General features: G+C 69.5%; 12 protein-coding genes. 6 read left to right on the forward strand and 6 right to left on the reverse strand.

Annotation, left to right across the window (positions count from 1 at the left end; all coding sequences use genetic code 11):
• Positions 1-9 precede the first annotated feature (9 nt).
• Both manB and ACZ4WS_RS22200 read right to left on the reverse strand, forming a co-directional pair.
• Positions 10-1,092, reverse strand: coding sequence for a mannose-1-phosphate guanylyltransferase (gene manB / locus ACZ4WS_RS22195; protein ID WP_467982818.1), 1,083 nt, complete (start codon positions 1,090-1,092; stop codon positions 10-12).
• Between the two features lie 151 nt (positions 1,093-1,243).
• Positions 1,244-2,764, reverse strand: a complete 1,521-nt coding sequence (locus tag ACZ4WS_RS22200) for a peptidoglycan recognition protein family protein (protein ID WP_467982820.1) — start codon at positions 2,762-2,764, stop codon at positions 1,244-1,246.
• Between the two features lie 139 nt (positions 2,765-2,903).
• Between ACZ4WS_RS22200 and ACZ4WS_RS22205 the strand changes: the two genes are divergently transcribed.
• The 4 genes from ACZ4WS_RS22205 to ACZ4WS_RS22220 all read left to right on the forward strand — a co-directional run bounded on the left by ACZ4WS_RS22205 (position 2,904) and on the right by ACZ4WS_RS22220 (position 9,014).
• Positions 2,904-3,659 carry a TIGR03089 family protein gene (locus ACZ4WS_RS22205; RefSeq protein WP_467982821.1) on the forward strand — a complete coding sequence of 252 codons (756 nt, stop codon included), beginning with the start codon at positions 2,904-2,906 and terminating at the stop codon, positions 3,657-3,659.
• A 240-nt stretch (positions 3,660-3,899) separates the two neighbouring features.
• On the forward strand, positions 3,900-5,207 hold the full coding sequence (locus ACZ4WS_RS22210) for an LCP family protein (RefSeq protein WP_467982822.1): 1,308 nt from the start codon (positions 3,900-3,902) through the stop codon (positions 5,205-5,207).
• Between the two features lie 246 nt (positions 5,208-5,453).
• Entirely contained in the window at positions 5,454-7,178 is a 1,725-nt protein-coding gene (locus ACZ4WS_RS22215) for an LCP family protein (RefSeq protein ID WP_467982823.1), read from the forward strand.
• 123 nt (positions 7,179-7,301) lie between these two features.
• The gene (locus ACZ4WS_RS22220; RefSeq protein ID WP_467982825.1) at positions 7,302-9,014 is read left to right on the forward strand and encodes an LCP family protein; all 1,713 of its coding nucleotides are present in this window, start codon (positions 7,302-7,304) and stop codon (positions 9,012-9,014) included.
• A gap of 61 nt (positions 9,015-9,075) precedes the next feature.
• Here the strand turns inward: ACZ4WS_RS22220 and ACZ4WS_RS22225 are convergent, their stop codons facing one another.
• The gene (locus tag ACZ4WS_RS22225) at positions 9,076-10,104 is read right to left on the reverse strand and encodes a glycosyltransferase family 2 protein (RefSeq protein WP_467982827.1); all 1,029 of its coding nucleotides are present in this window, start codon (positions 10,102-10,104) and stop codon (positions 9,076-9,078) included.
• 126 nt (positions 10,105-10,230) lie between these two features.
• Here ACZ4WS_RS22225 and ACZ4WS_RS22230 point away from each other — a divergent pair, with 126 nt between their 5' ends.
• Positions 10,231-11,706 carry an LCP family protein gene (locus ACZ4WS_RS22230; RefSeq protein ID WP_467982829.1) on the forward strand — a complete coding sequence of 492 codons (1,476 nt, stop codon included), beginning with the start codon at positions 10,231-10,233 and terminating at the stop codon, positions 11,704-11,706.
• A 66-nt stretch (positions 11,707-11,772) separates the two neighbouring features.
• On the opposite strand, the gene ACZ4WS_RS22235 is transcribed toward ACZ4WS_RS22230, so the two are convergent.
• Positions 11,773-12,321, reverse strand: coding sequence for an acyl-CoA thioesterase (locus ACZ4WS_RS22235; RefSeq protein ID WP_467982831.1), 549 nt, complete (start codon positions 12,319-12,321; stop codon positions 11,773-11,775).
• 119 nt (positions 12,322-12,440) lie between these two features.
• Between ACZ4WS_RS22235 and ACZ4WS_RS22240 the strand changes: the two genes are divergently transcribed.
• Entirely contained in the window at positions 12,441-13,727 is a 1,287-nt protein-coding gene (locus ACZ4WS_RS22240) for an LCP family protein (RefSeq protein ID WP_467982833.1), read from the forward strand.
• A gap of 12 nt (positions 13,728-13,739) precedes the next feature.
• Here ACZ4WS_RS22240 and ACZ4WS_RS22245 read toward each other — a convergent pair whose 3' ends face one another.
• The gene (locus ACZ4WS_RS22245) at positions 13,740-14,216 is read right to left on the reverse strand and encodes a class I SAM-dependent methyltransferase (RefSeq protein ID WP_467982835.1); all 477 of its coding nucleotides are present in this window, start codon (positions 14,214-14,216) and stop codon (positions 13,740-13,742) included.
• 19 nt (positions 14,217-14,235) lie between these two features.
• Entirely contained in the window at positions 14,236-14,541 is a 306-nt protein-coding gene (locus tag ACZ4WS_RS22250) for a class I SAM-dependent methyltransferase (RefSeq protein WP_467982837.1), read from the reverse strand.
• Between the last annotated feature and the right edge of the window lie 19 nt (positions 14,542-14,560).

Consider the following 14,560-nt stretch of genomic DNA (forward strand, 5'->3'; position numbering starts at 1 on the left):
GGTTGGAGGCTACTGGTCCGACGAGAAGCGGACCGAGGCTCCCGGGATGCGGGCGTCGCACCACACCCGTACGCCGTCCCGGAGTTCGTTGTCGGGGCCGATGACCGCGCCGTCGCCGATGACCGTGCCGGTGAGGATGGAGCGTTCGCCGATGCGGGCGCGGGCGCCGATGAGGGAGTCGGTGATGACGGCGCCGGGTTCGACGACGGCGCCGGAGAGGATCGCGCTGCCCGTGACGCGGGCGCCCTCGCCGACGTACGCGCCCTCGCCGACGACCGTGCCGCCGGTCAGCTTGGCGTCGGGGGCGACCGTGGCCGTGGGCAGGATCAGGCGGTCGCCGCAGCGGCCGGGGACGGCCGGGGAGGGGGCGCGGCCCAGGACGAGGTCCGCGGAGCCGCGTACGAAGGCCTGTGGGGTGCCCAGGTCCAGCCAGTAGGTGGAATCCACCATCCCCTGGAGGTGGGCTCCCGAGGACAGGAGGTCCGGGAATGTCTCCCGCTCCACCGAGACCGGGCGGCCCTCCGGGATCGTGTCGATGACCGAGCGGCGGAAGACGTACGCCCCCGCGTTGATCTGGTCGGTGACGATCTCCTCGGGGGTCTGGGGCTTTTCGAGGAACGCCTGTACGCGGCCGCTCGCGTCCGTGGGGACCAGGCCGTACGCGCGCGGGTCCTCGACACGGGTGAGGTGGAGGGAGACGTCCGCGCCCGTCGTCTCGTGCGTGCGGACCAGGGCCGGGATGTCCAGCCCGGTGAGGATGTCGCCGTTGAAGATCAGCACCGGGTCGTCGGGGCCCGAGCGCAGACGGGACGCGACGTTGCGGATGGCGCCGCCGGTGCCGAGGGGTTCCTCCTCGGTGACGTATTCGAGGTGAAGGCCCAGCGAGGAGCCGTCGCCGAAGTGCGGCTCGAAGACCTCGGCCAGGTAGGAGGTCGCCAGGACGATGTGTTCCACGCCCGCCGCTCTGGCTCTCGCCAGCTGGTGGGTGAGGAACGGGACCCCGGCCGCCGGGACCATGGGCTTCGGGGTGTGCACCGTGAGCGGGCGCAGCCGGGTGCCTTTGCCGCCGACCAGGAGGATCGCTTCTGTCACCTGTCGTCTCTGCTTCCTGCCGGGACCGGCCGAAGTGTGTTTCGGCCGGCCAGTGTATGCAGACCGTGCGATGCGCCTTCGATGGCCGTGGGGTGTCGTCGACGGCTCCGTGCGGATGACCCGTACGGCTCTGTCTGGTGGTCTCCGGTCCTCAGCGGCCCTGGTAGCGGGCTGCCGCTGTCCGGGCCGAGCCGAGCTTGCCGTACAGGAGGCGTCCTGGGCAGTCCGTGGCGAACCCGTCCCGATGGCCGGAGATCACATTCAGTCGTACGTTGTTTCCTTTTGGGTAGAGATTGCCACCGGCGGACTTCAGGTATGTCTTGCCACGCGGATTGGCACCGTAGAGACCGAGCTTCCATGCCGTGAGCCGCGCGACGGCCGTCACCGCTGCGGCGGACGGCTTGGTGTTGCCGAAGGTGCCGAGGACGGCGATCCCCGTGCTGTTCGCGTTGAAACCGCGGGTGTGGGCGCCCATGACGGGCTTTGCCGCGCCCCCGGCACGGCCTTCGTAGATGTTTCCGCACTTGTCGACGAGGAAGTTGTAGCCGATGTCGCGCCAGCCACTGCTCACGACGTGGTAGCGGTAGATACTGCGGATGACCGAAGGGGCTTGGGAGCAGGCGTAGTTGTTGCCGGACACCGTGTGGTGCACGAAGGCGGCCTTGACCTGCTTCGTGTAGATGAAGCCGCCCTCGCGCAGGCTCTCGTCCGCGCCCCAGCCCCGGCGCGTGATGATGCGGGGGCGTGCGCCGATGTACGGCTTCGCGCGCTGCTCGCCCCCGCGCACGGCGAGGAATTCGCGCCGTGTCTCCTCCTGCGAGAGCGCGGGGATCTCGGTGGCGCCCAGGGGCGCGAGATCGGAGTTGGCGGCGGACGCGGCGACGGTCTCTGTGGCCTCTGCCGTGTCGGTGGTGAAGCCGGTGCCGGTGCCGGTGCCGGTGCTGAAGCCGATGCCGGTGCTGAAGCCGAAGCCGAAGCCGAAGCCGGTGCTGAAGCCGAAGCCGGTGGGCTCGTCGAGCTCGTCGGTCTCGTCGAGCTCGTCGGTCTCGTCGAGCTCCTCTGTCTCATCGGCCTCCGTGGAGCCTGCGCCGGCGCGCGGGTCGTCCATCTGCGCGCCCGCGGGAGCGGCGTCCGCGCCGGGATCGACGAGTTCGAGGTGCAGCCCCTTGGGAAGCGGCGAGTCGCCCGGAGTGGGCGCGCGCTCGTCCACCTCCGCCTGGACGCGCACCTCCACTCCGTCCGAGTTCCCCACCCACAGCGGCGCCGTGGATCCGCGCACCCGGCCCGACGCGCTCTCGGGGGTGTCCGGGTCGGCGGCGTGCTCGTGGTTGTGCGTCTCGACGGGCTGCCAGCCGGACCAGTGGCCGGTCGCGGCCGCGCGGGTACGGACCTGGACACGGCCGTGCAGTTCGGTATCCGGGTTGTCCCAGACGACGCCGACCAGGGAGAAGGGCCGCGCGTCCCGTCTGGTGAGCCCCTGTTCGGGCGCGGCGGAGCCGAGGGCGCGCCCGTCCGCGAGCGGGACGAGCGGCAGGGACTGGGTGCTGCCGGGGACGGCGGGCTCGGAGCTCGCCGCCGGCGGTCCGGCCTGCGCCGGGGCGGACAGGGCCAGTGGTAGGGCGAGAGCGGTCGCGCAAGTGGCGCCGACCGAAGAGGCAAGGAATCCACGCATGCCCCCGATCGTGGACATATTCATACATATCTGTCCATCGCGGAATTGACGGACCGTCGGGCGCGCTCGTCCGAACCGGTGGCGAATCGGTGGCACGGATGGTCCGCTCCGCGCGCCGCCCCCGCGTACGCTTGCGCGCGTGAACGCCACCGACCGCACCCCCGCCGACCTGCTGCGATCCGCGCTCGCCACGGACCCCGCGCGCCCCCTGGTGACCTTCTACGACGACGCCACGGGCGAACGCGTCGAACTGTCCGTGGCCACCTTCGCCAATTGGGTGGCCAAGACCGCCAACCTGCTCCAGAACGAGCTGTCCGCCGAACCCGGCGACCGGGTCGCGCTGCTGCTGCCCGCGCACTGGCAGACGGCGGTGTGGTTGCTCGCGTGCTCCTCGGTGGGCGTCGTCGCGGATGTCGGGGGCGATCCGGCCGCGGCGGACCACGTCGTCGCGGGGCCCGGCGAGTTCGAGGCCGGGCTCGCCTGCTCCGGCGAGCGCATCGCCCTCTCGCTCGCGCCGCTCGGGCGCCGCTTCCCGGTTCCGCCCGACGGGTACGCCGACTACGCCGTCGAGGTGCCGACCCAGGGCGACCGCTTCCAGCCGTACGCGCCCGTGGACCCGGAGGAGCCCGCGCTGATCGTCGCCGCGGCGGAGTACACGGGTGCCGAGGTCGTCGAGCGGGCCCGGGCCGATGCGCCCGCGCTGGACCTGACCGGGCCTGGCTCGCGGATTCTGTCCGCGCTTCCGTACGACACGTGGGAGGGGCTCAGCGCCGGGCTGTACTCGGCGCTCGCCACCGGGGGGTCCGTGGTGTTGTGCCGCCATCTGGAGCAGCTCGGTGAGGACGGGCTGGCCAAGAGGATCGAGAGTGAGCGGGTGACTGCCACGGCGCGGTGACGCTACGCCGGAGGGGGCGGGGAAACCGCGGGCCGCCCGGGCAGCGCGGGCCGTCTGTGGCTGGTCACGCCCACGCGGCGGAGCCGCAGGATGCGAAGGCCACGCGCCCCTTACAGGGCGCGCCGCGGTCGCCCGGCGTCATCCGTTCGGCCCATCAGCGGCACCCCTCGCAGCCCCCTCCGGGACATGGTCGTAAGAGCACCGCAGCACGCTCGTACGCCATGAGGGGTGGACCCAGACGTGACCGACACCGCAGGCACGCCCTCCGGAGGCCCCGAGGGGCCGGGACCGGGAGCGTCGCCCACCGGGGCCGGAGTCATACGCCGCCGCCGGCGCTGGCTGCGCTACACCGCGATCGGGGTCGCCGTCGTGGTGCTGGGTGCCGTCGGGGCCGGCTGGGCCGCGTACGAGAAGCTGAACGCGAACATCACGGCGGACAACGACGCGGCGGCCGAGCTGGCCCGGTACGAGAAGGAGCGGCCCACCGCGCTGGTGCGCGACGCGCAGAACATCCTGCTGATCGGGTCGGACTCGCGGTCGGGGGACGGGAACGCGCAGTACGGGCGGGATTCCGGTACCGAGCGGTCGGACACCACGATCCTGCTGCACCTCGCCGCGAACCGGGGCAGCGCCACCGCCGTCTCGCTGCCCCGCGACCTGATGGTGGACGTGCCCAGTTGCCGCCGCCCGGACGGCACCCGCACCCGGCCCGTGTTCACGATATTCAACTCTGCCTTCCAGACCGGCGGTTCGGCCTGCACGATCCGTACCGTCGAGAAGCTCACGAACATCCGGATCGACCACCACATGGTCGTGGACTTCAACGGGTTCAAGGACATGGTCGATGCCGTCGACGGGGTCGAGGTGTGTCTGAAGGAGCCCATCGACGACAAGGCCGCCAAGCTGAAGCTGCCCGCGGGCAAGGTGATGCTCGACGGCGAGCAGGCCCTCGGCTACGTGCGCGCCCGCAAGAGCATCGGCGACGGCAGCGACACCGACCGGATGGACCGGCAGCAGCGGTTCCTCGGCGCGCTCGTCAACAAAGTGCGCAGCAACGACGTCCTGCTCAATCCCACCAAGCTGTATCCCGTGCTCGACGCGGCCACCTCGTCGCTCACCACGGACCCGGATCTGGCGAGCCTGCGCGGGCTGTACGACCTGGTGCGCGGCATGCGCAACATCCCCACGGAACGTGTGCAGTTCCTGACGGTGCCCCGGACGTCGTACGTCCACAACGCCAATCGCGACCAGCTCGTCGAGCCCGAGGCGGCGAAACTCTTCGCGCGGCTGCGCGAGGACGCACCGGTGGCCGTCTCGAAGGACCTTCCGGACGTTTCCGCCCCAAAGAGCAGCATGAGCAGTAGCAGTGCCAGTCGCAGCGACAACGAAGGCTCGTCCGACTTCCCGAACAGTTACTCGTCCGACTACGAAGAGGAGTCGGACGATGACGGAAAGCCGGGCGGAAAGCGGCCCTATGACCCCGCCGACACCCCCTCCCCCGCGCCGACTTTCCGCGGGAACACGGCCGCCGAGGACACCTGCGGGTAAAGCGCACGCCAAGCCGAGGAACTGCTGAGCTAAGAAGTCTCTGAGAAATAGGGCGGATTGCCCGGTTGTAGGGAAGTGGAGTTTGTCACCGCCGTCGCTTGACGCTGAACTGGGCGGATAGTGTGAGCGACCCGGTGCACCCGGCCACGAGGTACGTCCTGGAGGTCGCGCACCGCTTGACCGAGACCCGAGCGCCTTTTGAGGGGAGAAGGCGCCGCGTGGCCCCGACGGAGGATTCAGACAACCGTGGACGCGCAAGGCCGTGGGCGGGCGGACGACATCGACCCCGCAGACCAGTGGGTACTCAACCCGAATACCGGCGAATACGAACTGCGACTGACCCCTTCCGCACCGCAGTCGGGAGTCCCGAGACCGCGCAGAGGCTCGCCCGCGGGAGCGCGTGCGCGTACGGCGCCGGGCCGGGATCGTCAGGCTCCCGGCACCACCGACGTGCCGGGGCCGCGCCGACGCCGTGCGGAACCGCCGGAGCCGGTTCCCGGGCGGCGTCGGGGGCGTACGAAGCCGAAGAAGTCGAAGGCGAAGAAGATACTGCTGTGGACCGGTGGGTCGATGGCTTTCGTCCTGGTCGCCGTGTCGGCCGCCGGCTACCTCTACATCAAGCACCTGAACGACAACATCACGTCCGTCTCCGACGACGGCGCGAGCACCGGTGGTTTCCGGAAGGACGAGGCGATCAACATCCTGTTGATCGGCACCGACAAGCGCACCGGCAAGGGCAACGAGGGTTACGGCGACACGGGCAGCGTGGGACACGCCGACACCAACATCCTGCTGCACGTGTCCAAGGACCGGTCGAACGCCACCGCGCTGAGCATCCCGCGCGACCTGATCGTGGACGTACCGGACTGCCCGACGACACAGGCCGACGGCACCAAGAAGGTCATCTCGGGCACACAGGACGTCCGCTTCAACACGAGCCTCGGACAGAGCGGACGGACGCCGAGCTGCACCATGCGCACGGTCACCGAGCTGACCGGAATCACCCCTGACGACTTCATGGTCGCCGACTTCAACGCGGTCAAGACGCTGACGACGGCGGTCGGCGGGGTGGAGGTCTGCCTGGCGAAGGACATCAACGACGCGGACTCGCACCTGAAGCTGTCGAAGGGCACGCACAACATCTCGGGCGAGCAGGCGCTGGCGTTCGTGCGCACCCGGCATTCCGTCGGCCTCGGCGGTGACCTGAGCCGGATCGCACTGCAGCAGCAGTTCCTCAGCGCGCTGATGCGCAAGCTGAAGTCCAACTCGACGCTCACCAGTCCGTCGAAGATGCTGAAGCTGGCCGAGGCCGGCACCAAGGCATTGACCGTCGACGACAAGCTGGACAGCATCGGCAAGCTGAAGGACCTGGGGCTTGAGCTGGGCAAGCTCAATCCGAAGAACCTGACCTTCACTACGGTTCCGGTGATCGACAACCCTGCCGAGAAGGTCCACGCGACGGTCGTTCCCAACCCGACGACTGCCCAGCCGGTCTTCGACGCCATCAAGAACGACGTCTCCTTCACCGCGGTGAAGCAGAAGGCGAAGAAGGAGAAGGCCGCAGTGGCCGCCCGCCTCAAGGGCACCCGCTCCGCCGCCGCCGACATCCGCGTCGACATCTACAACGGCGGCGCCGACGCCGGATCCGCACAGGCAACTCTTAACTGGCTGCAGAATGATGAGGGCGTGACCAAGTCCAGCCAGCTCGGAAACGCTGACGAAACACTCAGCAAGACGACCCTGGAGTACTCTCCCGACCAGGCCGATCAGGCACGCAAACTGGCGGACCTCATGGAGCTGTCCGCTTCGGCGATGAAGCCTGGCAAGAGCGAGAAGAACTCACAGGGTCTGCCCGCGATCGTGCTGACCCTGGGCAAGGACTTCAAGGGCGCCGGAGTGTCGATGACCACTCCGACGAAGGCGCCGGACGTCGAGAAGTCCACGGCGGACAAGACGGTGTGCGCCAGTTGATGACCTAACGGGTCCGTCAGGCGTCTAACAGGACGCAAGAAGCGTCCAACCGGGCGCGGAAAGAGTCCAGTTGGGCGTCCGACGGACCCGTTTGTCAGGCGCAGGGTGGGGAGGGGCAGGGAGATGGCTCACAGCGGTGTGCGCGGGGAGGGAGCACGACCACGTGTCCGGCAGGCCGGCGAACTGGGCTGGGACGACAGCCTGTACGACGAGAACGGCGAGCCCGTTCACCGGGCCGACGGCGATGGCGTTCGGGCGGCCGACGACACGATGCTCAAGCCACCGGGGCACGGCCGGCACGGTGGCGGAGGTGGGCGCCGACGCGGGGGCGGGGGGCGCCCGCGTCGCAGACGCCGCATACTGCGCTGGTCGGCGACGGTCCTGGCGGTCCTGATACTCGGCACCGCCGGTGCCGGTTATCTCTACTACCAGCACTTGAACGGCAACATCAAGAAGGACGACCTCAACATCGGCGACGCGAAGGACCGCGCCGCCAAGTCGAAGGCGAACGCGGCGGGCCAGACCCCGCTGAACATCCTGCTGATCGGTTCGGACGCCCGGGACTCCACGGAGAACCAGAAGCTCGGCGGCGCCAAGGACACCTTCGGCACACCGGCCCGCGCGGACGTCCAGATGCTGCTGCACGTGTCGGCGGACCGCAGCAACATGTCGGTGGTGAGCATGCCGCGCGACACGCTGGTGTCCATCCCCAAGTGCACGGACCCGGACACCGGCAAGGTCTACGCGGCCGAGACGACCGCGATGACGAACGACTCGCTGGGCCGTGGCGGCCCCGGCTGCACGGTCGCCACCTGGGAGAAGCTGACCGACATCCACATCGACCACTTCATGATGGTCGACTTCTCGGGTGTGGTGTCGATGGCGGACGCCATCGGCGGCGTCCCGGTCTGCGTGGACGCCAACGTCTACTCACACACCTCCTCCGGCCACGGCTCCGGCCTGAAGCTGGAGAAGGGCACCACGTCCATCAAGGGCAAGCAGGCCCTGCAGTGGCTGCGCACGCGGTACGGCTTCGAGGACGACACCGACATCGCCCGGACCAAGGCCCAGCACCAGTACATGAACTCGATGGTGCGCCAGCTGCGGGAGAACGCCACGCTCAGCAACCCCAACAAGCTGCGCAAGCTCGCGGAGACGGCCACCAACGCGATCACCGTGGACAAATCCCTCGGAACCGTGACGAAGCTGTACGACCTGAGCAAGGAACTGAAGAAGGTTCCGACGAAGCGCATCAGCATGACGACGATGCCGTGGCAGTACTTGTCGCCCACCAGCGGCCGGGTGGTGCCCAAGCCGACCGACGCGGCGAAGCTCTTCCGGCTGGTCCGCGAGGACATCGCGCTGGACGGCAAGGACAAGAAGAAGACCACCACGGTCAAGACGTCGTCCGACCCGGCCGCGGCGGACGACAAGATCGCGGTGCAGGTGCAGAACGGCACGCGCACCAGCACGCTGGCGCCGGTGAGCGGGCGCGCGAGCGACGTGACCCAGCTGCTCGTCGGCAAGGGCTTCACGCAGGCGAAGGCCGACACCTCGGCGGCGCTCACCCAGGACACGACCGTCATCCGCTATCCGAGCGCCGACCTGGAGGGCGACGCCCAGCGGGTCGCCAAGTCCCTCGGCATCCCGTACAGCGCGGTGAAGAAGTCGACGGACGTCTCCGGGGTCACCCTGGTCGTCGGCGCCGACTGGCGGTCGGGCACCACGTACACGGCGCCGGAGGACGACGACAAGACGCCGGCGTCCGCGAAGCTGGACAAGGGCTCGGACACCAAGGCGTGCATGCACGTCGACCCGGACTACACCTGGTCGTAAGCACAACGGCAGTTGGGCCCCTCTCGAAGCCGAGAGGGGCCCAACTTGCATGAGAGGAAGCTCAGTTGGAGCTGAGCACCGCCGGGCGCCGCGACGCGATGACCTTCTTCGCCAGCGCCTTCGGGCTGGTGAGGAAGCCGAAGCCCCACGACATGTGCATCGCCGCGAGGGCGACGGGAATCTGGAGCCGCGCCTTGAGCGGCAGCCCCTTGCCCGCGGGCAGCGAGCCGAGCGTGATGGCCGCGAGATAGCCGCCGGGGATCACCAAGCCCCACGGCGTCAGCGCCGCGCCGACCACGAGGCCCGCCGCTATCGCGCACACCGCGGTCGGCGGGGCGAGGTAGCGCAGGTTGATGGAGCCCTCGTGGTAGCGGGCGACGACGTGCCGCCAGCGGCCGTAGTCCTTGTACTGCTTGGCCAGCGCCTTCACCGAGGGCCGGGGGCGGTACGACACCCGCAGCTCGGGCGAGAACCAGATGAGCCCGCCCGCTTCCCGGATCCGGAAGTTGAGCTCCCAGTCCTGGGCGCGGATGAACTCCTCGTTGTAGCCGCCCTGTTGCTCAAGCGCCTCGCGCCGGAAGACGCCGAGGTACACGGTCTCGGCGGCACAGGCCGCACCGCCCGTGTGGAAGACCGCGTTGCCCACGCCGATCTTCGAGGTCATCGCGGCGGCGACCGCGTGCTCCCAGTCGTTCTCACCCTCGGCGTGCATGATGCCGCCGACGTTCTGCGCGCCGGTCTCCTCCAGGAGGCGGACGGCGGTCGCGATGTAGTTCGGCGAGAGCATGCCGTGCCCGTCGACGCGTACGACGATGGGGTGCCGGGACGCCTTGATCGCGGCGTTCAGCGCGGCGGGGGTGCGCCCCGTCGGGTTCGGCACGGTGTGGACCCGGGGGTCCTCGCGCACCAGTTCGGCGGCGATCTCGTCCGTACGGTCCGTGGAGGGGCCGATGGCGATCACCACCTCCATCTCGCCGTCGTACTCCTGCGCCAGGATCGCTTGGACGGCCCCGCGCAGATGCCGCTCCTCATTGAGGACGGGCATGATCACAGAAACGGCGGGGGCTCGCACGTCAGACTTCTCGCTCATCGGACGCCACGTTACCGCGAATGAGGGACACGGGCGCGCGCCGCCCTGCCTCCGGGCCGGGCCGCAGATCGTATGGGCCTACCGTGCTCACGGATCCCCACGTCCGGCCTCGCGGAGGTGCCCTCCTTGTCCACGCCGCCCCGCTCCCCCGTACGCCCTCGAGTCCGGCCGCAGCCGTCCCGTGCCGGGCGGCCTCCGATGCGGCCCCCCGTGCGGCCGAGGAAGCCACGCTGGGCCATGCGGATGGTGACCACCCTCTCCGTGGTGATCCTCGCCTCCGCGGGCATCGGGCACGCGGTGGTCACCAGCCTGGACGCGGACATCGCCCGGGTCGACCCCTTCAAGGACATGAAGAACCGCCCCGCGGGGAGCCACGGCATGAACGTGCTGCTGGTCGGCACCGACGGCCGCGACAGGATCACGGAGGACGAGCGGCGGAAGTACCGGCTGGGCGGCACCCCCTGCCACTGCACGGACACGATCATGATCGTGCACATCTCGGAGGACCGGGAGCGGGCCAGCATCGTGAGCCTGCCGCGCGACTCCTACGCCGAGATGCCCGCGCACGTCGACCAGACCACCGGCGAGCAGCACCGCTCCCACCCCATCAAGATCAACGCGGCGTACGCGGAGGGTGGTCCGAACCTGACCGTGCGCACTGTCGAGAACATGACCCACGTCAAGATCGACCACTATCTGGAGGTCGACTTCACCAGCTTCATGAAGACGGTGGACGTGCTCGGCGGCGTGGAGATCTGCACCGCACAGCCGCTGAAGGACTCGTACACCGGACTCGATCTGACGGCGGGCTCGCACCTGCTGGGCGGCGGGCAGGCACTTCAGTACGTACGTTCACGGCATGTCGACGGGGCCTCCGACCTCGGCCGGATGCAGCGCCAGCAGCGCTTCCTGGCGGCGCTGCTCGTGCGGGCCACCTCCTCCGGGGTGCTGCTGAACCCGCTGAAGTTCCGTGACGTCACCCGGGCCGTGCTCGGCTCGGTCCGCGCGGACCGGGGCTTCGGCACGGACGAACTGCTCGACCTCGGGCGGGCGATGCGGAACTTCTCACCCTCCTCCTCCGAGTTCACGACCGTGCCGATCGGGCGGATGGGATACGTCGTCAAGGGCATTGGCTCGACGCTGAAGTGGGACGACGAGAAGGCCGGCCGTCTCTTCCAGGCGCTGCGCGACGACAAGCCGCTCGCGGTGAACAAGGCACGGCCGCCCAAGGCCCTGCGCATCGACGTGGCCCCGCAGCAGATCCGCGTCCAGGTCGAGAACGGGACGGCCACCGCGGGCCTCGGCAAGCGCGTGGACAGCGCGCTCGCCGCCACCGGGTTCCGTACGACGCGGCAGCCCGTCAGCGCGCGGGACCGCACCGTGCGGCGCACCATCGTCTGGTACGACCCCCGCTGGGACCGCTCGGCGAACTCCCTCGCGGCCTCACTGCCCGGCGCCGAGCTGCGCGCGGTCAAGGGGCAGGGGGCGGTGCTGAAGGTGACCGCGGGGTCGGACTTCAAGGAGGTCAGGCGGGTACGGGCGGACGATCCGCATCAGGGGGAGTTCGGGGTGGTGACCGGCGATCAGGTGGTCTGCCCGTAACCAATCCGCGGTCCGTAACCAATCCGCCGTCCGTAACCAATCCGCGGGGCGCCCGACTCCGTACCCCTAGTCGTCGAGACCTTCCGCCGCGCGCTTCTCGCGGAGGTCCATGATCGCGCGGCGGCGGGCCAGGCGGTGGGTGCGGCGGATCTGGGCCTCCTGGTAGCGGCGCTCGTCACGCTCGGTCTCCGGGAGGACGGGCGGGACACGGCGGGGCTTGCCGTCGGCGTCGACGGCGGCGAAGACGAGGTAGGCCGAGCCGACCTGCTGGGGTGGCGTGGACTCGTTCCAACGCTCGGCGAGGACGCGGACGCCGACCTCCATGGACGTACGTCCGGTCCAGTTGACCTGAGCCTTCACATGGACGAGGTCGCCTACGCGGACGGGTTCCAGGAAGGCCATCTCGTCCATCGAGGCGGTGACGGCGGGCCCGCCGGAGTGCCGCCCGGCCACCGCGCCCGCCGCGTCGTCCACGAGCTTCATGATCACTCCACCGTGCACCGATCCCAGAAGGTTGGTGTCGCTGTGGGTCATGATGTGGCTGAGGGTGGTCCGGGACGCGGAGGTCGGCTTGCCCGGAATATCGGATTCCGGGGTCGGGGCCTGGTCTGTCATGGCGTCCACCTTATGCCGGGGCACGCAAGGGCTGCTTTGCATCAGCTCTGCAACAGCCGTGACCCAGATCTCCCCACTCTCTTGTAAGGCACACAGTGGGGCCCTGCACACTGGTCGACATGAACGATTGGCCCGACGGATGGTCCGACGACAACCGCAGCAACCGGTACGGCGGCGGCAGCGCCAGCGCAGAGCCCGAGAGCGCGCGCGTGATGCGGCAGGTCCGGCGTGGCCCGGCGGCGCCCCCTCCAGGGTCGGCCGCGCCGCCGTACGGCGGCGGGGTGCCCCAGCAGCCGTCGTACGTCGACGGGCAGGGTTACGACGACGGGTACGACTCCGGCTACAACACGGGCCAGGTCTACGGAAACCCGAACGGACCGGGCGGTCCGCAGGGCCCCACCGGCACCCGTCAGCCGCGGCCCGCGCCGAACTGGCGGCGCCGGATAAAGTGGACCGCGATCACGCTGGTCACGCTGCTGGTCGTGGTCTCGGTCGGCACGTACTTCTGGGCGGACTCCAAGCTCAACCGTGACGTGGATCTCTCGAAGGTCATCGACCGGCCCGAGGCGGGCAAGGGCACGAACTACCTGATCGTCGGTTCCGACAGCCGCGCCGGCATGTCCGCCGCGGAGAAGAAGAAGCTGCACACCGGGTCCGCCGAGGGCAAGCGCACGGACTCGATGATGATCCTGCACACCGGCGACAACGGCGACACGCTGATCTCGCTGCCGCGTGACTCGAACGTCACGATCCCCACGTACAAGGGATCCTCGTCCGGCAAGACGTACGAGGGCACCGGCCGCCAGGTCAAGCTGAACGCGGCGTACGCGGAGGACGGGCCCGAACTGCTGGTGCGCACCGTCGAGTACAACACCGGTCTGCACATCGACCACTACGTGGAGATCGGCTTCGCGGGCTTCGCGAACATCGTCGACTCGGTCGGCGGAGTGGAGATCACCATCCCCAAGGGCGGCATGAAGGACACCAAGTCCGGCGCCAACTTCACTGCGGGCAAGCAGACCCTCAACGGTGAGCAGGCGCTGGCGTTCGTCCGGACCCGGTACGCGCTCGCGGGCAGCGACCTCGACCGTACGAAGAACCAGCAGAAGTTCCTCTCAGCCCTGGCCAACCAGGTCGCGACGCCGAGCACGATCCTGAACCCCTTCAAGCTGTACCCGACCATGGGCGCGGGCCTGGACACCCTCATAGTCGACAAGGACATGGGGCTGTTCGACCTCGGCGACATGTTCTGGGCCATGAAGAGCGTCAGCGGCGGCGACGGCAAGTCCATGAACATGCCGATCTCCGGTTCCACGGGCGGCAACCTCGTCTGGGACAAGGCCAAGGTCAAGACGCTGGTGAACGAGTTGAAGAACGACGAGAAGGTGACGGTGTCGGGCAACTGACGACAGGCCCTACTAGGCCCTGCCGCACGCCAGCAGCGCGATGTGCGGCAGGGCCAACTCCCCTCCCCCACCATCGAATCCGGCACTCAGCCGCTCGTAGTGCCGCCTGATCCGTACGACCGTCTCCGGGTCCTGCGACGTGACGATGAGCCCGGCGGTGGCGACCCCGCCCCACCATTCCTCGACGGTGGTCCGGTGATCCCACTCCGGCTCGGCGGCTTCCGCCTCCGTGAAACCGGCCTCGGCCAGCAGCTTCGCGAGCCCTTCGGGCGTACGAACGAAGTCCTCGGCCGGGTCGAGCCGCGGCACATGCGCCGGCGGTACGACGCCCGCCGCCTCGAAGGCTCGGCCGAACAGTTCCTGTCCGGCACCGCGCCGCGCGCTCCAGAGGGTCAGCGCGACCCGCCCACCCGGCCGCAGCACGCGCCGCAGCTCGGCGAGCGCGGCGCGCGGGCGGCCGACATGGTTGAGGACGAAGTTCCCGACCACTGCATCGAACTCGCCGTCCTCAAAGGGCAGTTTCGGGCAACACCGCGACCCGCCCGTCGGCACCGCGAGTTCGAGCGGCCGCCACCATCCCCGGATCGGCGTCCACGGCACATACCCGCGCCCCACGCCCCAGCGCCGCCAGGGCCGCCGTGCCGGTACCCGTGCCGACATCGAGGACGTACCTCCCCGCCGACGCCCCCGCCGCGTCCAGCAGCATCTCCACCGGGTACGCGCACAGCAACGCGAAACTCTTCCCGTACGCCTCGGCCCGCCCGGCCCACATGGCCCGCTCGACATCGTCGAACGCCTGCGTCAAACCAGTCATGTCCATGGGGCCACCCTGC

This window comes from Streptomyces sp. NPDC029292, from assembly GCF_055569295.1.